Raw genomic sequence first — 18,758 nt, 5'->3', positions numbered from 1 at the left:
TCTCAGGAGTCTTCTTCATTACGCACCTCGTCCATCAGTTCGTTGATCTTAGCGGCAATCTTTTCCTGGCTATCACCGTATTTCTCGCGAACCCGCGCGGCCAGCTCGTCCATATTGCCCTCGGCCTCAACCACCTCGTCATCGGTCAGGCGGCCCCATTCCTGTTTCAGCCGCGCCTTGAATCGTTCGCTGCGCCCCAGCATCTGATCTTTGTTCATACAGTTTCCCTTTGTTGAATGCGTCTGCATCACGCGGGCGGTAAAGCCTGAACAGACCGGATAACGATGGCATTAACCTGAAGCAAAAAGCTCGCCGGAAACGGAAAAAATGAGAACCGAGACACCCTGCGGGCGCTGGACCGCGCAAAAGCGCGGACCATGCCCTACACTTCAGGCGCGATTACAGCCAAAAAAGGAGTGGACGATGCTGGGATGGGCACTGATGTTCTTGATCGTCGGAATCGTAGCCGGCGTGCTGGGCCTGAGCGGGATCGCGGGCGCAGCGACCAATATTGCATGGATTCTTTTCGTGGTGGGCCTGATCCTGGCGGTCATCTTCTTCATCACGGGACGACGCCCCCCGCTATAGGCGCCCCGCTATAGACGTCTTTCTGGCACTGCAATCGCCCGGCCTTGAGCCGGGCGATTGCTTTATGAGGCTTCCTCCGCGCAACCGAGGCTTGCGCTTTTAACCCAGTTGGCTTCGCAGTCCAGATAGGCCTGGTTGAATCCGGAGAAGCGTACCAGTCCGTCCATATCCTTGATTCGGATGGCTCCGTCTTCCGTGCTAATGAGGTCCCGCTTGCGCAGCTGGCTGAACGATCGACTCACATGCACCGCGGACATGCCCAGCGCATCCCCGAGCACGCTCTGATTCATCGGGAGCCGTACCTCCTCGGACGGACGCTGCAGGCGCACTTTCATCTCGAGGAGAAAATGCGCGAGGCGCTCGGCCGCGGGCCGGCGGCCGATGTTGATGATGCGCTCCACCAGCATCGACTGTTCGCGCGCCAGGATCAGAAAGAACAGTGAAGCCAGACGCGGGGCCTGCTCGAACACCTCGGTCAACTGACGGCGGGGAAACGGGCAGGCCTCGATGTCCGTCAGCGCGACGAAGTCCGAGCGCGCCTCGTTGAACCCCATCTCGCGCAAGCCCAGGATTTGCCCCGGCAGGAAGATGTCCAGGACCTGACGCCGCCCATCGGCCAAGTCGCGTACCGCACAGGCCCAACCAGAACGCAACGTGTAGAAACGCTCGGCCTCCTCGCCAGCCGCACACAGGCAGGTCTGGGCGGCGTAACGCTTCGGGTCCTTCTCCAGTTGCAACAACAGGGCCTTCTCCTCGGGCACGAGGTCTGCAAACTGGTCAATCTGCTCGAGGATGCAACCTTGCGATACAGGCATCGCGGGCTCCTTTGTCTTCGCAAAAAGCGTTCATGTCACGCATCGAAACACCAGCGTTACCTTGCGTAACACCCGCAAGAAAGTCGTACATCCAAACGACTGATTCCCAATACTGTCCACTTATGGCGTGCTTTTTGCAGGCTGAAGGCCATTCTGTGATCCCGTTCACCCAGGGGAATGCGCCACCGCCATGACCGACGCGCTCGACAGCACCCGCGAGTTCCTCAGCGCCCACGCCCCGTTCGATCAGCTCGAACCCGACGCGCTGGAGTTCCTCGTACCGCGTCTGGAGAGTCGCTTCTACGCGCGCGGGGCCCGCATCACAGATCCCGATGCCGGACCGGCGCGCCGCTTTCACATCATCCGCCAGGGGCGCATCCGTGGCGAGACCCCCAGCGAAGACGAGCAACTCTCGGGCAAGGCGTGGGAACTGATCCCCGGCGAGTGTTTTCCGATCGGCGCCCTGCTCGGTCGCCGGGCCGTTCATACGGTACACCGAGCGGCCGAGGACACGGTATGCCTGGAGCTGGACCTGGAGGACTTCGACCGGCTGCGCACGCGCTCCCGCGTCTTCAATGACTTCTGCACGCGACGGCTGGCCAACCTGCTGGACCGCCTGCAACAGGGCCTCGACACCCTGTCCAGCCGTGACGGCGGCGCAGCCGGGCAATTGAATACCCCGCTCGCGCTGCGCATTGCCCGCGTCCCGGTGACCTGCCGTCCCGACACACACCTGCGCGAGGTGCTGACCACCATGCGCGACGAGCGCGTGGGCTCCGTGGTCGCGGTGGACGCCGAACAACGACCGGTGGGCATCTTCACCCTGCGGGACCTGCTGGCACGGGTCGCCCTGAAGGATGTCGACCTCGACACCCCGCTGGACGCGGTGATGACGCCCGAACCGGTCGCCCTGGAGGAAAGCGCGCCGGGCTTCGAGGGCATCGAGGCGATGACGGAACACGGGATGACGCATCTGTGCGTGGTACGTGACGGCCGCCTGGTCGGCGTGCTCGGCGAACGCGACCTGCTCACCAGTCAGCCCCTGACCCTGGACGGCCTGGTGCGCGAGATTCGCCGCGCCGACAGCGTGGCGGCCATTGCCGAACGGCTGCGCCAGGTCCCGCGCCTGATCGAGGCGGTCGTCGGCCAGGGGGCCGAGGCGGATCAGGTGCTGCGCCTGATCACGCGCCTGAACGAGCACGCCACGCGCCGCGTGCTGGCCCTGCTGCGCCCCCAATACGAGGCGATCGAAGGGATCGATTTCACCTGGCTGGCCTTCGGCTCCCAGGCGCGCGAGGAACAGGCCCTGGTCACCGACCAGGACAACGGCATCCTGTTCGATGCCGAGGCCGGCGATGCGGATGCGGTCCGCGAGCGCCTGCTGCCCTACGCCCGGGCCGTGAACGAGGCACTCGCCGAGTGCGGCTTCATGCTGTGCCCCGGCAACATCATGGCGGGCAATCCGGAGTGCTGCCTGAGCGGCCCGGAGTGGGATCGGCGCTTTACCCGCTGGATCGAGCAGGGCACGCCCGATCACCTGCTCAAGAGCACCATCTTCTTCGACCTGCGCGCGGTGGATGGCGACCACGGCCCGGTAGAGGCCCTGCGCACCCAGCTGCTGCAAAAGACCGCCTACAACAGCCGCTTTCGCCGCCAGATGGCGGCCAACCAGCAGGCCTTTCGCCCGCCGCTGGGGCTGTTCGGCGAGATCAAGAGCGGTGCGGACGGCATCGACATCAAGAAGCAGGGGCTGACCCCGTTCGTGGATGCGGCACGCGTGATCGCGCTGGCCGCCGAACTGCCGGCCACCCGCACCCACGAGCGTCTCGACCAGGCCGTCACCGCGGAGGTGATGCGCGAATCCGACGCGCGCGACTATCACGCCGCCCTGCGCTATCTGCAGATGCTGCGCCTGCGGGCCCAGCAAAAGGCGCTGCGAGAAGGACGCGACGACGACAACCGAATCCGGCCGGAGGAACTGGGCACCCTTGAGGGACGCATCCTCAAGGAATCCTTCCGGCAGGCCCGCAAGCTGCAAGGCCAGCTTGAAGTGCAGTACCAGCTGTGACGAATCGCATAGACGAGTCACAGCGAACAATAAAACCTATGAGAGGAGCTACGTCATGTCACAAGAAGACCTGAGCCGGCAGGCCTACTGGCGCGAGCATCTGCGCCTGTTGGCAATCTGCCTTGCCGTCTGGTTTCTCGTGTCCTTCGGGCTGGGGATCATTCTGGCCGCACCGCTGAACGCGTTCTCGATCGGCGGGTATCCGCTGGGCTTCTGGTTCGCCCAGCAGGGCGCGATCTACACCTTCATCATCCTGATCTTCGTTTATGCCTGGCGCATGAACGTCCTGGATCGCAAGTACAACGTCCACGAGGAGTAAGCCTGTCATGGATCAACAGACTCTAAGCCTGCTCGTGGTCGGGGCGACCTTCGCCCTGTACATCGGCATCGCCATCTGGGCGCGCGCCGGTTCGACCAGCGAGTTCTATGTCGCCGGCCGCGGTGTCAATCCCATCGCCAACGGGATGGCCACCGCTGCGGACTGGATGTCCGCCGCGTCGTTCATCTCCATGGCCGGCCTGATCGCGTTCCTCGGCTTTACCGGGGGCGCCTACCTGATGGGCTGGACCGGCGGCTACGTGCTGATGGCCCTGCTGCTGGCCCCGTACCTGCGCAAGTTCGGCAAGTTCACGGTGCCGGAATTCATCGGTGACCGGTTCTACTCGAAGGTCGCGCGTGTGGTGGCAGTCATCTCGCTGCTCGCGATGTCCATCACCTACGTGATCGGGCAGATGCGTGGTGTGGGGATCGCGTTCTCCAACATCCTTGAAGTGCCGCTGGCCATTGGCCTGGTATCGGGCATGGCGGTGGTGTTCATCTACGCGGTGCTCGGCGGGATGAAGGGGATTACCTACACCCAGATCGCACAGTACGTGATCATGATCTTCGCCTACACGGTGCCCGCGGTATTCATCTCGCTGACGCTCACCGGCCAGGTGTTCCCGCAGATCGGCCTGGGTTCCACCCTGCAGGGTCAGGACACCTACCTGCTGGAGGCCCTGGACCAGACGATGGTGGATCTTGGCTTCACCATGTACTCGGCCACCGAGGGCGGCATGAGCATGCTCAACATGTTCCTGCTGACGATGGCGCTGATGATCGGTACCGCCGGTCTGCCGCACGTGATCATCCGGTTCTTTACGGTGCCGCGTGTGCGCGATGCGCGTAAGTCCGCCGGCTGGGCGCTGGTCTTCATCGGCATCCTCTACACCACCGCCCCGGCGGTCGGTGCGATGGCGATCTGGAACCTCGTCAACACCGTGCATCCGGGCGAGATCGGCACCGAAGAAGGCCACCTGGCCTACGAGGACAAGCCGGCCTGGATGGAGCGCTGGGAACAGACCGGTCTGCTCGCGTTCGAGGACAAGAACGAAGACGGCCGCATCCAGTACTACAACGAGGACAACGAAGAGTTCGCCGCGATGGCGGAAGAGGAATACGGCTGGGAAGGCTCCGAGATCGTGACCCTCGACCGCGACATCATGGTGCTGGCCAACCCCGAGATCGCCGGTCTTCCGGGCTGGGTGATCGCGCTGGTGGCGGCCGGTGGTATCGCGGCGGCCCTGTCGACCGCGGCCGGGCTGTTGCTGGCCATCTCGTCGGCCATCTCGCATGACTTGCTGAAGGGCGTATTCATGCCTCGAATCAGCGAGAAAAACGAGCTGATGGCGGGACGTATCGCCATGGCAGGCGCAATCTTGTTCGCCGGATATCTGGGGTTGAATCCACCGGGCTTTGCGGCCGAGGTGGTAGCACTAGCCTTCGGTCTGGCCGCGGCCTCGCTGTTCCCGACCCTGATGATGGGCATCTTCATGAAGAAGATGAACAAGGAAGGCGCGATCGCCGGCATGCTGGTCGGTCTGGTGACCACCCTGCTGTACATCTTTACCTACAAGGGGTGGTTCTTCTTCTCCGGCACCGCCATGCTCCCGGATACCGAGGAGTACTGGCTGTTCGGCGTGAACCCGACCGGCTTCGGCGCCATTGGTGCGGTGTTCAACTTCGTCGCGGCCTACATCGTGATGAAGCTGACCAAGGAGCCGCCGCAGCATATCCAGGAGCTGGTGGAAAGCGTGCGTGTCCCGCGCACCGACAACCCGAGCTGATGTCGTGCCCGGTCATGCCGGCGGCATGACCGGGCCTCTCGGCCCACCATGAATGGAAATGCATGACGAACGTCCATGCAAGAAAGGGGGATCCGGTTCCCCCGGGGGTCGGCCCGGCGCATGCCGGGTCGGCCTTTTTTCCTTCGGGACAATTCTCCAGTACCCGGCAGAGGCACTGGAGAATTGCTCTGACCCCACCACCCACGCCGCGAACGAAGGTTGCCTGGTACGCACATGAACGGTGAACTGGAAGAGATTCGCGAGTTCCTCGAACGCTGCCCGGAGCTCGCACGACTGCCGTCCGAAACCCGTACCAGCCTCGTTCGGCGCCTGACGCTGCGCTACCTGCGCGAAGACAGCCCGTTCCCGCCCGAAGATGCGCCCTCCGGCGAGCTGTGGATCGTGCGCACCGGGGCCGCCGAACTGTACGACGCCCAGGACCAGCTCCAGGACCGTCTGGGCGAGGGCGACCTGCTCAACACCGCCCACACCGACCACCTGCACGGCCGCATCACCGAGGATGCCCTGATCTACCAGCTCGAGGCCGGTCGTGCCCGCGATCTCGCCGGCCGGGACGAGGCCTTCCGCGAGTTTGTCGATCTCGGCACCGACCGCCTGCGGGCGCCAGCCGCGACCTCGCCGGCGGGCGAGCGCAGCCTGCTGACCACCCCCGTGCGTGCCCTGATGACGCCACGACCCATCATGTCGCCCACCAGCCTCACCCTGCGCGAGGCGGCCCAGCGCATGACCGAGGCGGACATCTCCGCCCTGCTGCTGCACGAGCCCGGAATGGAAGACATCCCCGTGGGCATCCTGACCGACACCGACCTGCGCCATGCCCTGGCCGCCGGCACCGATCCCGGATGCCGCGTGGCCGAATGCATGGCCCGGCCGGTCGCCTCGGTCAGCCGCGACACCCCGGCCTTCGATGCTCTCCTGCGCATGGCGCGGCGGGACATCCACCACCTGCCGGTCACCGATGGCGAGAACGGCCCGCTGGTCGGGATCCTCTCCAGCACCGACCTGATCCGACATCAGGGCACCAGCGCGGTCTACCTGGTACGCGATCTGCGCCGCGCCGACGGCCTCGACGGCCTGCGTGACGTGATGCGCGCCCTGCCCAGCCTTCAGGTGCAACTGGTCGAGGCCGGGGCCGATGCGACCCAGATCGGCCAGACCATCACCACGGTGATCGACACCCTCACGCAGTGCCTGATCGAACAGGCGGAAGAGAAGCTCGGCCCCGCGCCAACCGCCTACGCCTGGCTGGCCAGCGGCAGTCAGGGGCGGCACGAACAGACGGTGCATACCGATCAGGACACGGCGCTGGTTTGCGACGATGCGGCACCCCCCGATGCCGACGCCTGGTTCCAGCGCCTGGCCAACGAGGTCGGCGAAGGCCTGGCAGCCTGCGGCATCCGCCGTTGTCCGGGCGATGTCGACCCAAGCCAGCCCCACTGGCGCCGTTCGACCAGCGACTGGGAGCGCGAGATTCGACGGGTGTTGAGCCACCCCTCACCGCGCGATGCGATGCTCGCCACCCATTACCTCGATCTGCGCGTGATCCATGGCCCGACCCGCCTGTTCGAGCCCATGCGCCACGCGGTCCTGGAACAGGGCTATCGCAGCGAAGCGGTATTGAGCACGCTCGCCGACCAGGCACGGGAGCTGCGCCCGCCGCTCGGATTCTTTCGCCAGTTCGTACTCGAGCGCGGGGGCGAACACGCCGACACCCTGGACCTGAAGATGCGCGGCCTGATGCCGATCGTCGCTCTGGCCCGGGTGTTTGCCCTGCGCGCCGGGTCGGACGCCCGTGGCACGGTCGAGCGACTGCGGGCCGCTCGCCACGCGGGTGTTTTGTCGGAGGGCACAGGCGCCGACCTGATCGACGCCTGGCAGTTCATCGCCACGCTGCGCGCGCGCCTGCAGGCCGAGCAGATCCGGCGCGGGTCCGCCCCCGACAACGCCCTGCCCCCGAACGAGCTGTCCGGGCTGGAGCGCAGCCACCTGAAAAACGCATTTCGTCTGGTGGCCCATGCGCAGAAGGCCGCCCTGGCTCAGGCCGAGCGGGTACACGGGTGACTTGCCCTGTGTGTCGAATTCCTCCCCGGCTTGAGGCCCCCTGATGCCCTGCCCACGGCCGGAGGACACCCCATGGATGCGCCCCATCGGGCACTGGCGTTTTTGCCGGGACCGCCAGCGAGCAGCGCGACACGCCCCGGCAGGGGCCCTGCGGGCCTGCCTGGAGTCACCCCTGCCCTCCGCCCGGCACGTGGTGGCGGGCTGTCGCTTTCTCGCGGTGGATCTCGAAACCACGGGGCTCGACCCGGAGCACGATGCGATCCTGAGCATCGGCTGGGTCGCGATAGACGGTGTACGGATCGACCTGGCGACCGCCGATCAGCGGCTAGTGCGCGCGGATTGCCCGGTGCCGGAACAAAGCGCGGTCATCCACCGCATCACCGACCGCGAGGCCGCCGGAGGGGGCACCGTCGACAACGCCCTGGACGCGTTGTTCGAGGCGCTGCAGGGACGCATCCTGGTCGCCCATCACGCCGCACTGGAGCTCGGCTTTCTGGAGGAGGCGTGCCAACGTCTGTACGGCGTGCGTCCCCCGCTCCCGGTGGTAGACACCCTGCGCCTGGCCGAGCGCCAGCTGCGCCGTGCAGGACGCCCCATCCCGGCAGATGGCATGCGCCTGCACACCCTGCGCACACGCTACAATCTGCCGCAGTACCGTGCGCACGATGCACTGTTCGACGCGCTGGCCGCGGGCGAGCTGTTCGCCGCCCTGGTCAGCCAGCTTTCCCCGGACGCGCAGGTCCCGCTGGCGCGCGTACTGTTCCGTCCCGGCTGGTTCTGAAAGCACGGATCCCGGCGGTCGGCATGCTATCCTCAGCCCCCAAAATGCCACGAATTGATCACGATTCCCGAACTGAATCACGGAGGCCCTGATGAGCGACACCATCGAGTCCACGCTGCACGAGACCCGTCACTTCGCGCCGCCGGCGGAGTTCACGAAGAACGCCCGTCTGAAGCCCGAGGATCTCGAGGCCCTGTACAAGAAGGCCGATGCCGACTACGAGGGCTTCTGGTGCGACCTCGCGCGCGAGAAGATCGACTGGCAGACCGAGTTCACCGAAGGCCTGGACAGCTCGAACGCCCCCCACTACCGCTGGTTCGCCGACGGGCGCATGAACGTGTCCTACAACTGCATCGACCGCCATCTGGAGGTCCGCGGCGACAAGACCGCAATCATCTTCGAGGCGGAGAACGGCGAGACCCGCAACCTGACCTACCGCGACCTCTACAACGAGGTCGGGAAGCTCGCCAACGCGCTCAAGACCATGGATGTGGAAAAGGGCGACCGGGTGATCATCTACATGCCGATGAACGCCGAGGCCGTGATCGCCATGCAGGCCTGCGCCCGCATCGGCGCGATCCACTCGGTGGTCTTCGGGGGCTTCTCCGCCGATGCCCTGCGTGACCGCATCGTCGACTCCGGCGCAAAGCTGGTCATCACGGCGGATGGTGGCGTGCGCGGTGGCAAGACCGTGGCACTCAAGGCCAACGTCGACAAGGCGCTGGACTCCAATCCGGCCGACGTCGAGAAGGTCATCGTCTGCAAGCGGGCCGGCAACGACGTGACCATGCAGGACGAGCGCGACGTCTGGTGGGACGACGCCGTGGACGGCGAGTCGGTGGACTGCGAGCCGGAGTGGGTCGAGTCCGAGCACCCCCTGTTCCTGCTCTATACCTCCGGCTCCACCGGCAAGCCGAAGGGCATCCAGCACTCCAGTGCCGGCTACCTGCTGGGCGCGATCATCACCAACCAGTGGGTGTTCGACCTGCAGGGCGACGACGTCTACTGGTGCACCGCCGATGTCGGCTGGATCACCGGCCATACCTACGTCGCCTACGGCCCGCTGGCGGTCGGCGCGACGCAGGTCGTCTACGAGGGCGTGCCGACCGTGCCCGACGCCGGGCGCTGGTGGAAGATGTGCCAGGACCACGGCGTGACCGTGTTCTACACCGCCCCAACGGCGATCCGCGCGCTGATGAAGGCCGGCGACGATTTCCCTGCCCAGCACGACCTTTCGAAGCTGCGTCTGCTGGGTACGGTCGGCGAGCCGATCAACCCGGAGGCCTGGATGTGGTACTACCGCGTGATCGGCGGCGAACGCTGCCCGGTGGTCGACACCTGGTGGCAGACCGAGACCGGCGCCAACATGATCGCGCCGATCCCCGGCTCCACCACCCTGGTGCCCGGATCCTGCACCCAGGCCCTGCCCGGCGTCGACGCCGATGTCGTCGACGAGAATGGCAACAGCCTGCCGGCCGACCAGGGTGGCTACCTCGTGATCAAGAAGCCGTGGCCCTCGATGCTGCGCACCGTTTGGGGCGACGATCAGCGCTACAAGGACACCTACTGGCCCAAATTTGGCGGCAAGTACTACCTGGCCGGCGACTCCGCCCGCCGCGATTCCGAAGGCAACTTCTGGATCATGGGCCGCATCGACGACGTGCTGAACGTCTCCGGACATCGCCTCGGAACCATGGAGGTCGAATCCGCACTGGTCGCGCACAAGGCCGTGGCCGAGGCCGCCGTGGTCGGACGTCCGCACGACGTGAAGGGCGAGTCCATCGTGGCCTTCGTGATCATGCACGGCGACCGTCCCACGGGCGACAGCGCGGAAAAGCTGGTCAAGGAACTGCGCGACTGGGTGGCCGACCAGATCGGGCCGATCGCCAAGCCGGACGACATCCGCTTTGCCGACGGCCTGCCGAAGACCCGCTCCGGCAAGATCATGCGCCGCCTGCTGCGCTCCATCGCCAAGGGCGAAGAGATCACCTCGGATACCTCCACCCTCGAAAACGAGGCCGTGATCCCGCAGCTCCAGGGCAAGGCCTGAGTCACGGGCCGGGGCCCACCGCCCCGGCCCTGCTTTGATCTTCCTGTAGGAGGCCGGCCCTCTGGCCGATTGGGCGCCGGAAAGGGCCGATCGGCCAGGGGGCTGGCCTACTACCGTTTGTGCCTTGGCGGCGATCCCCATTCCGGGCACCATATCCGTTCCACCCGGGGCACCCAAGGCATGACGACACACCACTCCGATCACTCGCAAACCCCGCGCCTGCGCGTGCTGCTCGGCGAAGTCACGGCCATGGGTCCGGGCAAAGCCATGCTGCTGGAGGCCATCCGCGAGAAGGGCTCCATCTCGGCCGCGGCACGCAGTGTCGGCATGTCGTACCGGCGTGCCTGGGATCTGGTCGAGACGATGAACCAGAGCTTCCGTGAGCCCATGGTCGAGACGGCCAAGGGAGGCTCAGGTGGTGGCGGCGCACAAGTAACGGAGTTCGGCGAGCGGGTACTGGCGCGCTACCGGGAGATGGAAGCCCGCGCGACAGCGGCCATTCGCGAGGAGCTGGACGACTTCAGCGAATTCCTGACCGACCCAGCCCGCCCGGACTAATACTCTTCCGCCACCAACCCTTCGGCCAGCAACGTGGCAAAGCGCTCGGCGGGTAGCGGGCGGCTGGCCAGATAGCCCTGGTAGTGATCGCAGCCCAGCTCGCGCAGCGCGCCGAGCTGCTCGCGCGTCTCCACCCCCTCTGCCAGCACGCTCAGGCCCAGCCCGTGTCCCAGCGCCACGATCGCCCGCGCAATCGAGCGGTCATCAGCATCGTGCGCACCCGCCGCCAGGCCATCCACGAAGCTCTTGTCGACCTTCAGCGTATCGACCGGGAAGCGCTTGAGCTGGGCCATGGACGAATACCCAGTCCCGAAATCGTCCACCGCGAAGCTCACGCCCCGCTCGCGCAGCCGCTGGAGGATACGCCGGGCGCGTTCGGGGTCGAACATCAGTGCCGATTCCGTAATCTCCAGCTCCAGATACTTGGCCGGATAACCATGCCCCTCCAGCAGATCGGCCACCTGCTGGTCGATCGCCACCCGCTGAAACTGGAGTGCGGAGACATTCACCGCCAGGCGTACAGCCGGATAGCCGGCATCGCGCCAGGCCTGCCCCTGCGCCAGCACGCGCCGCAGCACCCAGTCGCCCAGCTCCACGATCAGGCCAGTCTGCTCCGCCACCGGAATGAAGCGTCCGGGCGATACGGGCCCCAGTTCGGGATCGGTCCAGCGCAGCAGGGCCTCGGCCCCGATCAGCACACCATCACTGACGCGATACTGCGGCTGGTAGTGAACCTCAAGGCTGTCCTGCTCGATCGCGCGCCGCAGCCGCGCATTCAGGTCGATGCGCTCGCGGGCCGCTTCAGTAAAGGCATCCGAGTAGTAGCGATAGCCGCCGCGCCCGTCTTCCTTGGCACGCGACAGCGCCGTACCGGCCTGCTGCAACAGGGTCTCGGCATCCGCCCCGTGGTCCGGGAACACCGCGATACCAATCGTCGCCGCGATCTCGATCTCGACACCATCACCGATATCCGCCGGACGCCCCACTTCGCGAAGGATGTCTTCAGCGACCAGTGCCGCATCATCCACATGGGCCAGGTTGTCCGCCAGCACGGCAAACTCGTCGCTGGCCAGGCGGGCGACCGTGTCGGTCCCCCGCCGCCCCGCCTGGAGACGATCGGCGACAATCTTCAGCAGGCGATCACCCGCGGCATGCCCTCTTGAGTCGTTGATGTCCTTAAAACGGTCAACGTCGATAATCAGTACCGCCAGCAGACCATTACGCCGCCGCATCAGCCCGATCGCCTGTGCCAGTCGAGCACGTAGCAACCGGCGGTTGGGCAGTTCCGTCAGGGGGTCGTGGTGCGCGAGAAAGTCGAGCTCGGCCTCCGAGGCCTTGAGGCGGGAGATATCCGCGAACACGGAGACATAGTGTGTCAGGCGACCCTGGTCATCGCGCACTGCCGTGATGCTTTGCAGCTCGGGGAAGATCTCGCCGGTCTTGCGCCGGTTCCAGATCTCGCCCTGCCAGTGCCCTTCGGTCTCGATCTGACGCCGCATGTTGGCGTAGAAGGCCTGGTCGTGGCGACCCGACTGGAACATCTTGGGCGTGCGCCCCACTACCTCGTCCTGGGTATATCCCATCAACTCGGTGAATGCGCCATTGACCGACAGGATATGGGCGGTGGCGTCGGTAATCACCACGCCCTCGCGGGTGTTCTCGAATACCACCGAGGCCAGCCGTCGGCGCTCCTCCTCCTCGCGCCGCTCGGTGATATCCTCGATGGTTGCGACCACGCGATCCACGGCGCCGTCGGCGGTACGCGTGCACTTCACATCGATGTCGGTGACCAGAACGCGCCCATCCCGGCGCAGCAGTCGCTTCTGGATGCTGTAACTATCCCGCTCGCCGGCCTGCATGGCCGCGTCCAGCGGCGCTTCACAGCCGCGATCCTCGGGCACCGCCAGCCGATCCCAGTCGGTCCGCACCAGTTCCTCTGGCGAGTAGCCCAGCATCTGTGCCAGGAACGGGTTGACCCGCTCCCAGCCCCTGCCGCCCGGATACGAGATCGCCATGCCCAGAAACGGCATGTCGAAGTACAACCGCAGCAGACGGTCCTGCTCGGCATGCGAATGCATCAGCTGCAAGTGATGGCGCAGCCATTGCTGACGCCAAAGCAGACCGCCCCCTGCCAGCACGACCAGCCATACAAAGAGTGTGGCCGCCCCCATCCAGATCGCCTGCTGGCGCGGAACGATCGCCAGGGGTGCGACATCTCGCTTGAGGATCAGGTCCCATCCCGGCGCCGACAGTGGCTGTACGCCCGCCAGAAAACCACCATCGGCGTCATCGAACAACGCCACGCGCACACCGTCTCGTTCCTGATCGAGCAGCTCGCTGCGCAAGCGCGCAAAGGCCTCGGGCGGGTCGATAATTCGTCCGCCCCCTGCCTCGATCCGCGCGATCGTAGCCCAGCGTGCGTCCTCCCGAGCCACTACATGCGGGTCCACGGTGCCCGCTTCCTCGCCCACGGTCAGGAGCGCCCGCAGCGTCTCGATACCGGAGGACAACACGACTACAGCAACCGCCTCGCCCTCCGGGTCCACGCGGTCCTCGACGGGGACCGCCCAGCTGATACGGGCCTCGCCCCGGGCATTCGCATGCAGATGGGGGGTGCTCACCTCGCCGCTGACCAGGGCCTCCGTCACCGCCTTGTCCACCGCGGCATGGTCCAGCGAGTTGTGCCCCACCTCGACAATCGGGCGCCAGTCGCGGTCAATCAGCGTGATGGCGTCATAGTCGTAGCGCTCGTGCATCAGTTCCAGGCGGTGACGGACCTGTTCCAACGCCAGCGCCGACTGCATCTCGACCGCGGTTCGTGCAAAGACGGAGAAGTCCCGCGCCTCGGCGAGTACCATCGCATCGCCTTCGCGCTCGGCCAGCCAGCGATCCAGCAGCCCGGCTTTCAGGAAGGCAGAGCGGTGCAGTTCCTCTTGCGCCTGCCGCTGGGCCGAGGCGTACTGCACATGGTAGGTCACCAGGGTGGCCCCGATGATCGAGACAATCACGACCAGCACGAGCAATAGCCAGGGCCCGTAGCCGAAACCCCCGGGGCGCAGCGGGCTGGTGACTGCCCCCCCCTCCGGAGGGCGCGCCAGGACCCAGCGGATGGCCAGCAACAGGGCCATACCCGAGACGATCACGAACCCGAAGCCCTTCCCGAGATTCGCTACTGTCAGCGCGTCGCCGACCTGCCCACCCGACCACCAGGCCACCACCGCATCAGACAATGCAATCCACAGCAGACCCAGCACCGTGTAGGTACCGGCAATCCAGGCTGCAGGGCGCAGGGGGCTGTGTACGCGTTCATTCACGCGCAGCCGCCCGTCCACGCCGTACCGCGTGACCTGCGCCAGCTTTCGTCCGGCCCCACCCTGCTCACTCGCATGCCGCTCCCAATGGTCGATCCATGCCGCATTCCGGACAGGCGACATAATCGGTAAGCGATATGCCGCTCGCGCATTATGCCCACAAAAGCGAATGGGGCACGTCCCGGACGTGCCCCATTCGCTGCTTCATCAACCGCGCCCCCCAAATTCCGGGTCCGCGGGTCGAGTTCGAGGCGGATTATTCCGCTACAGTCTGCTCGATGATGGCCTCGATCTCGTTGCTGGAGAGTTCCATCACCTCCGCAATCTCGTCCGGCATCATCGGCAGGAAGGCCGGGACGTTCATCCGCGAGATAAAGACATCCCCCTGGCTGTCCTGGTAGATGCTGACGCGGCAGGGCATGAAGGCAGAGACCGGCCGAAACGCGTCTTCCTCGAGAATGCGGGCGCTGTACTCCCCGCTGCAGACGTCGATGATGACTACCGGATCCAGTGTGAAACCACGCTGCGAGAGCACACCGGACATGTAGTTCTTGTTCAGCACGCTCCAGCCGGCGTCTTTCACCTGGGCCTCGAAGGCCTCGACCGTGTCCGGGAAGGACATCGGGCTGGGCGTGACCTTGACCATGTCCGGCTGCTCGCCGCCATGGCTGCCGGCCTGGGCGGCACCAGCGAGCAGCAAACCCGCGAACAGCATCGCGAAAATCGGCAGGAACCGGGCACCGGCGCGTGATGTCATCTTTGTAAGCGTTCTGGTCATTGCAATTCTCCTGGCGTGAATCGGCACAAGCTTGTGATTAGAGGCCGCCCGGAGAGTTCCCGGAGGCTGCGGAGCCATTATTCGGGCACCGGCGCGGGAAGGTATTGACCCAGATCAACGGAATGCGATTCAGACGCGCTCCAGCCCCTGCGGGCAATGCGGACGCGACCCACGAAGCCAGACGACAAGGAGCACGACATGGAGGCCACACTGAAGGACGGGACCCTGACCCTGAAGATCGACAAGAAGACCGCCGAGAGCATCGCGGAGAACATCACCGAGCTTGAGGGCGAGATCAGCAACGGGGCGCGCGCGCTCGGCTCCGTACTGCAGCAGGGCGTCTACGAGCTGGGGAACGAATTCCGCCAGCCGCCACATGCCTTCGACGAGCACGCACCCAAGCAGCCATCGATCGAGGACTGACGCGAGCCCGCTCGTATACACACGGAACCCGCGAGGAGGACGTTATGCACCTGGAAAAGGCCGAGAACGGCGAACTGCTGATCACGATGCCGGAGGCGGAGGCCTCCGATGCCCTGGCCACGCTGAAAAAGCGCGCCGATGAACTGGACGAATGCGAGGAACTGACCGAAGCGCTCGAGGAGGCCGGGATCCAGCTGCCCGCGCAGCCCGATCACATCCGGCACGAGTACATGCCCCCGGCGGATTAATGATCCGATCTGCCACCCGGCCCGCGACCGGGCCGGGTTTTCCCATCAGGCGTTGACCTGTTCCACGGCCCCCAGGGGATCGTCACACACCTCGAGGATGGTCAGGAACCCGCTGATCTCGAACACCTCGCGAATCGGATCCCCGATCTCGCACAGCACCAGTCTCCCACCGTTCTGCTTGACCTTCTTCGCGGTCATCAGCATCACGCGAAGGCCCGCGCTGGAGATGTAGTCGACGTCGCCAAAGCGGATGACCAGCGACGGGTGATCTTCCATCCGCTGGAACAGATGGGCTTCGAATTCGGGCGAGGTATTGCTGTCCAGACGGCCGGTCGGACTGACGACCAGCACGCCGTCGATCGTCTCTTCGTTGACTTGCATCGGTGCGCCTTGCCTTTTCGTTTGCGTTGAATAGCGGCCCCGCCCACACGCGCTACACCGCGCGGACGCGACCGGAATCAGACCGGTTGCTTGCGCAGGGTCAGACGATTGACGCCATCGGCGGATCGGTAGTCGATCTCGTCCATCAGCGTCTTCATGAAATGAATCCCCAGCCCGCCGACCTGACGCGACTCGATATCACCGTCGAGCTGGGCCTCGGGGGCATCGGTCAGCGGATTGAAGGCCTGGCCGTCGTCGGTGACCGTAATCGTCAACCCGTCATCCGCCTTGCGCAGCTCCACCTCGATGGTGTGCTCCGCGCCATCATCGAAGGCGTAGGTGATCAGATTGGTCAGCCACTCGTCCAGCACCAGATTAATCGGGTAGACCGAGGACATCGAGACGCCGGCCTCCTCGCAGAAGGCCTCCACCTGCTCGGCCAGGCGCGGGATCTCCCGCAGTTCAGTCTGGATCCGGAACGCCCGCTGCATCATGCACTCCCTGCCGGCGCTCGACGAGCGAACGCCCGTCGAGTCAAAAGGTATTCGCGACGCTGGCAACCCCCGGCGCGCGCGAGCGCACCAGGCGCTCGACCACGTTCTTCAGATCCAGCGTCGAACGCGGGCAGCCTACGCAGGCCCCCTTCAAGCGCACCCGTACGGTGCGCCCGTCGAGCTCCACGAACTCGATATCGCCGCCGTCCTGCATCAGGATGCGCCGTGCCTCCTCGATCGCCGCGCGCACCGCATCTTCGTCGATCGGCCCGTCCGCCGGGACATCGGACGCCTCGCGCTCGGCGAAGGTCTGTGCCCGGTCCAGGCGCAGGGCCAGTTCCGGATCAAGCTCCTCGATCGCGTCCAGTTCGTCCTCACTGTACACATGATCCGGGTCGTCGTTCAGCAGGTGGGAGACGTCCACCATCACCTGTGCCTTGTCGGGTCCCGCCATGGTCGGTCCTCCGCATGATCGCATTCGCGCCAGTATAGCAACGCCCCATGCCCACCCGGCCCGAAGCCGCACGCGCCAACCGGATTCCGGTGTTGCGACTGGCGGCCAGCGCAGGCGGACCCGCAGCCGGCGCAGGTCATCAGGATCCAAGCGCGCGGCATGCAGCCAGAGCCGCCACAGGCGCCCCCCGTCCCGTTCGCGCAGCACCAGCAGGACCATCCCGGCCAGGACCCGGCTGTCGGGCAACAACTCCACCCAGGTTACCTGTTCCTGGCGAAGGCCCTCGCGGGTCGCGACCCAGGTATCCCCCTCCGGCGTCTGTCCCAGCCAGGCCCAGTCCGGTGCCGCATCGCGACGCTGCCACCACCAGCCGACGGCCGCCAGGCCCCAGACGGGCAGCAGCATCCACAACGGGCTGTAGACCAGCACAAAACCGGAGACGGCGAGGACCAGCAGGATCTGCCCGGCCTGCGCGAGCCGCGGCAGGACGGGGTCAGGGTGCAGTCTCAGCCGCAGCGGCGGCGCGGATCGCCGGGACAAGCCGCGCTATCCCGTCGTCCACCGTAGTCTGGCGACCCATGACCACATCCAGCAACACATTGTCGGGGTAGTCGAGCAGGCGCTCGAAGGCATCGCGACCCTCCTGGTCCAGTTGCGCATATCCCTGCGCGAGAAACTGCCCGAGCAGCCAGTCGTTCTCCAGCATGCCGCGGCGGCAACGCCAGCGGGTGCGGCTGTCGGGTTCCATCACAGCGACTTCTTGAGCATGGTGCGGCGGATATCGCCGATCGCCCGGCTCGGGTTCAGGCCCTTCGGGCAGACCTGCGTGCAGTTCATGATGGTGTGGCAGCGGTAGAGCTTCCAGGCATCGTCCAGCTCAGCCAGGCGGTGATCGGTGGCCTCGTCGCGGCTGTCCTGGATGAAGCGCGCGGCCTGCAGCAGTGCGGCCGGGCCGAGGAACTTGTCCGGGTTCCACCAGTACGACGGGCAGGCGGCGGAACAGCAGCCGCACAGGATGCACTCGTACAGGCCGTCCAGCTGGTCACGATCCTCCGGGCTCTGCTTGCGCTCGACCTCGGGCTCCGGGCTGTCGTTGACCAGCCAGGGCTCGGCTCTTCGGTACTGCTCCCAGAAGTTGCCCATGTCCACGATCAGGTCGCGGATCACCGGCATCCCCGGGAACGGACGCAGCGTGACCGGCCCCTCCAGATCCGCCAGTGGCGTGATGCAGGCCAGGCCGTTCATGCCGTTAATGTTCATGCCGTCGGAGCCGCAGACCCCGTGCTGGCAGGAGCGGCGAAAGCCCAGCGAGTCATCCTGCTCCTTCAGCAACAGCAGGGCATCCAGCAGCATCATCCCCGGCTCGATCTGGTCGTCGGGCAGGGTGAAGCGCTGCATCTTCGGCAGCGTGTCCGTCTCCGGGTTGAAGCGGTAGATCGAGAATTCCAATCGTCTCTCCTTTCAGTGGCGCCACCGGCGGCCCATCATCGCGCTAGGGGGCCGACTGCGATCGTCGCTTCCTGCCACGTACAGCCCAGGGTGCGTAGGGTGCGTTGAGCCCCGCGAAACGCACCGAACGTGGTGCTTTCACTGGCACCACCTGATGCGATTCGCTGCGCTCA

At 65.7% G+C, this 18,758-nt stretch carries 19 protein-coding genes; 10 read left to right on the top strand and 9 right to left on the bottom strand.

The genetic code is table 11. The features are described from left to right. Positions 1–2 precede the first annotated feature (2 nt). On the bottom strand, positions 3–218 hold the full coding sequence (locus tag C936_RS0105900; protein WP_018138484.1) for a CsbD family protein: 216 nt from the start codon (positions 216–218) through the stop codon (positions 3–5). A 205-nt stretch (positions 219–423) separates the two neighbouring features. Between C936_RS0105900 and C936_RS14550 the strand changes: the two genes are divergently transcribed. After that, positions 424–588, top strand: a complete 165-nt coding sequence (locus tag C936_RS14550) for a DUF1328 domain-containing protein (protein ID WP_012983227.1) — start codon at positions 424–426, stop codon at positions 586–588. A 62-nt stretch (positions 589–650) separates the two neighbouring features. On the opposite strand, the gene C936_RS0105890 is transcribed toward C936_RS14550, so the two are convergent. Next, complete coding sequence (locus C936_RS0105890; protein ID WP_018138483.1) at positions 651–1,403, bottom strand: Crp/Fnr family transcriptional regulator; 753 nt, start codon at positions 1,401–1,403, stop codon at positions 651–653. A gap of 190 nt (positions 1,404–1,593) precedes the next feature. Here C936_RS0105890 and C936_RS0105885 point away from each other — a divergent pair, with 190 nt between their 5' ends. The 7 genes from C936_RS0105885 to C936_RS0105855 all read left to right on the top strand — a co-directional run bounded on the left by C936_RS0105885 (position 1,594) and on the right by C936_RS0105855 (position 11,047). After that, entirely contained in the window at positions 1,594–3,471 is a 1,878-nt protein-coding gene (locus C936_RS0105885; protein ID WP_018138482.1) for a DUF294 nucleotidyltransferase-like domain-containing protein, read from the top strand. A gap of 55 nt (positions 3,472–3,526) precedes the next feature. Further along, positions 3,527–3,790: a DUF4212 domain-containing protein gene (locus tag C936_RS0105880; protein WP_018138481.1), complete on the top strand. Its 264-nt coding sequence runs from the start codon at positions 3,527–3,529 to the stop codon at positions 3,788–3,790. 7 nt (positions 3,791–3,797) lie between these two features. Further along, positions 3,798–5,576, top strand: coding sequence for a sodium:solute symporter family protein (locus C936_RS0105875; RefSeq protein ID WP_018138480.1), 1,779 nt, complete (start codon positions 3,798–3,800; stop codon positions 5,574–5,576). Positions 5,577–5,810: 234 nt separating this feature from the next. Then, positions 5,811–7,658, top strand: coding sequence for a putative nucleotidyltransferase substrate binding domain-containing protein (locus C936_RS0105870; protein ID WP_018649311.1), 1,848 nt, complete (start codon positions 5,811–5,813; stop codon positions 7,656–7,658). A gap of 190 nt (positions 7,659–7,848) precedes the next feature. Then, positions 7,849–8,439 carry an exonuclease domain-containing protein gene (locus C936_RS0105865; protein WP_018649310.1) on the top strand — a complete coding sequence of 197 codons (591 nt, stop codon included), beginning with the start codon at positions 7,849–7,851 and terminating at the stop codon, positions 8,437–8,439. A 91-nt stretch (positions 8,440–8,530) separates the two neighbouring features. Next, the gene (gene acs, locus C936_RS0105860; protein WP_018649309.1) at positions 8,531–10,489 is read left to right on the top strand and encodes an acetate--CoA ligase; all 1,959 of its coding nucleotides are present in this window, start codon (positions 8,531–8,533) and stop codon (positions 10,487–10,489) included. A 180-nt stretch (positions 10,490–10,669) separates the two neighbouring features. Next, on the top strand, positions 10,670–11,047 hold the full coding sequence (locus C936_RS0105855; RefSeq protein WP_018138476.1) for a winged helix-turn-helix domain-containing protein: 378 nt from the start codon (positions 10,670–10,672) through the stop codon (positions 11,045–11,047). Here C936_RS0105855 and C936_RS0105850 read toward each other — a convergent pair. Both C936_RS0105850 and C936_RS0105845 read right to left on the bottom strand, forming a co-directional pair. After that, positions 11,044–14,379 (bottom strand): GGDEF domain-containing phosphodiesterase, encoded by a 3,336-nt coding sequence (locus C936_RS0105850; RefSeq protein WP_018138475.1) that lies wholly within the window; start codon positions 14,377–14,379, stop codon positions 11,044–11,046. The genes C936_RS0105855 and C936_RS0105850 overlap by 4 nt on opposite strands. 235 nt (positions 14,380–14,614) lie before the next feature. Continuing rightward, entirely contained in the window at positions 14,615–15,115 is a 501-nt protein-coding gene (locus C936_RS0105845) for a DUF302 domain-containing protein (protein WP_018138474.1), read from the bottom strand. A gap of 219 nt (positions 15,116–15,334) precedes the next feature. Between C936_RS0105845 and C936_RS0105840 the strand changes: the two genes are divergently transcribed. After that, complete coding sequence (locus C936_RS0105840; RefSeq protein ID WP_018138473.1) at positions 15,335–15,559, top strand: hypothetical protein; 225 nt, start codon at positions 15,335–15,337, stop codon at positions 15,557–15,559. Between the two features lie 44 nt (positions 15,560–15,603). Next, on the top strand, positions 15,604–15,807 hold the full coding sequence (locus tag C936_RS0105835; protein ID WP_018138472.1) for a hypothetical protein: 204 nt from the start codon (positions 15,604–15,606) through the stop codon (positions 15,805–15,807). 45 nt (positions 15,808–15,852) lie between these two features. Here C936_RS0105835 and C936_RS0105830 read toward each other — a convergent pair whose 3' ends face one another. The 5 genes from C936_RS0105830 to C936_RS0105810 form a co-directional block, all read right to left on the bottom strand. Then, entirely contained in the window at positions 15,853–16,188 is a 336-nt protein-coding gene (locus C936_RS0105830) for an STAS domain-containing protein (RefSeq protein ID WP_018138471.1), read from the bottom strand. 77 nt (positions 16,189–16,265) lie between these two features. Beyond that, complete coding sequence (locus C936_RS0105825; RefSeq protein ID WP_018138470.1) at positions 16,266–16,679, bottom strand: ATP-binding protein; 414 nt, start codon at positions 16,677–16,679, stop codon at positions 16,266–16,268. Between the two features lie 43 nt (positions 16,680–16,722). Continuing rightward, entirely contained in the window at positions 16,723–17,676 is a 954-nt protein-coding gene (locus C936_RS0105820) for a NifU family protein (RefSeq protein WP_018862921.1), read from the bottom strand. Continuing rightward, positions 17,630–17,884 (bottom strand): succinate dehydrogenase assembly factor 2, encoded by a 255-nt coding sequence (locus tag C936_RS0105815; RefSeq protein ID WP_018175480.1) that lies wholly within the window; start codon positions 17,882–17,884, stop codon positions 17,630–17,632. Before C936_RS0105815 ends, C936_RS0105820 begins: the two co-directional genes overlap by 47 nt. Beyond that, positions 17,884–18,585, bottom strand: coding sequence for a succinate dehydrogenase iron-sulfur subunit (locus tag C936_RS0105810; protein ID WP_018138467.1), 702 nt, complete (start codon positions 18,583–18,585; stop codon positions 17,884–17,886). Before C936_RS0105810 ends, C936_RS0105815 begins: the two co-directional genes overlap by 1 nt. Between the last annotated feature and the right edge of the window lie 173 nt (positions 18,586–18,758).

Origin of the sequence: Thioalkalivibrio sp. ALJ4 (assembly GCF_000377225.1) — a bacterium.
In the GTDB taxonomy this organism is placed as follows: domain Bacteria; phylum Pseudomonadota; class Gammaproteobacteria; order Ectothiorhodospirales; family Ectothiorhodospiraceae; genus Thioalkalivibrio.
The sequence above is the reverse complement of the archived record's forward strand: the minus strand, read 5'-3'. Positions and strand labels throughout refer to the sequence as shown.

Excerpts from the sequence above, each read along its gene's own strand:
- C936_RS0105900 (WP_018138484.1), bottom strand. The coding sequence starts at position 218 with ATGAACAAAGATCAGATGCTGGGGCGCAGCGAACGATTCAAGGCGCGG.
- C936_RS14550 (WP_012983227.1), top strand. The coding sequence starts at position 424 with ATGCTGGGATGGGCACTGATGTTCTTGATCGTCGGAATCGTAGCCGGC.
- C936_RS0105890 (WP_018138483.1), bottom strand. The coding sequence starts at position 1,403 with ATGCCTGTATCGCAAGGTTGCATCCTCGAGCAGATTGACCAGTTTGCA.
- C936_RS0105885 (WP_018138482.1), top strand. The coding sequence starts at position 1,594 with ATGACCGACGCGCTCGACAGCACCCGCGAGTTCCTCAGCGCCCACGCC.
- C936_RS0105880 (WP_018138481.1), top strand. The coding sequence starts at position 3,527 with ATGTCACAAGAAGACCTGAGCCGGCAGGCCTACTGGCGCGAGCATCTG.
- C936_RS0105875 (WP_018138480.1), top strand. The coding sequence starts at position 3,798 with ATGGATCAACAGACTCTAAGCCTGCTCGTGGTCGGGGCGACCTTCGCC.
- C936_RS0105870 (WP_018649311.1), top strand. The coding sequence starts at position 5,811 with ATGAACGGTGAACTGGAAGAGATTCGCGAGTTCCTCGAACGCTGCCCG.
- acs (WP_018649309.1), top strand. The coding sequence starts at position 8,531 with ATGAGCGACACCATCGAGTCCACGCTGCACGAGACCCGTCACTTCGCG.
- C936_RS0105855 (WP_018138476.1), top strand. The coding sequence starts at position 10,670 with ATGACGACACACCACTCCGATCACTCGCAAACCCCGCGCCTGCGCGTG.
- C936_RS0105845 (WP_018138474.1), bottom strand. The coding sequence starts at position 15,115 with ATGACATCACGCGCCGGTGCCCGGTTCCTGCCGATTTTCGCGATGCTG.
- C936_RS0105840 (WP_018138473.1), top strand. The coding sequence starts at position 15,335 with ATGGAGGCCACACTGAAGGACGGGACCCTGACCCTGAAGATCGACAAG.
- C936_RS0105835 (WP_018138472.1), top strand. The coding sequence starts at position 15,604 with ATGCACCTGGAAAAGGCCGAGAACGGCGAACTGCTGATCACGATGCCG.
- C936_RS0105830 (WP_018138471.1), bottom strand. The coding sequence starts at position 16,188 with ATGCAAGTCAACGAAGAGACGATCGACGGCGTGCTGGTCGTCAGTCCG.
- C936_RS0105825 (WP_018138470.1), bottom strand. The coding sequence starts at position 16,679 with ATGCAGCGGGCGTTCCGGATCCAGACTGAACTGCGGGAGATCCCGCGC.
- C936_RS0105815 (WP_018175480.1), bottom strand. The coding sequence starts at position 17,884 with ATGGAACCCGACAGCCGCACCCGCTGGCGTTGCCGCCGCGGCATGCTG.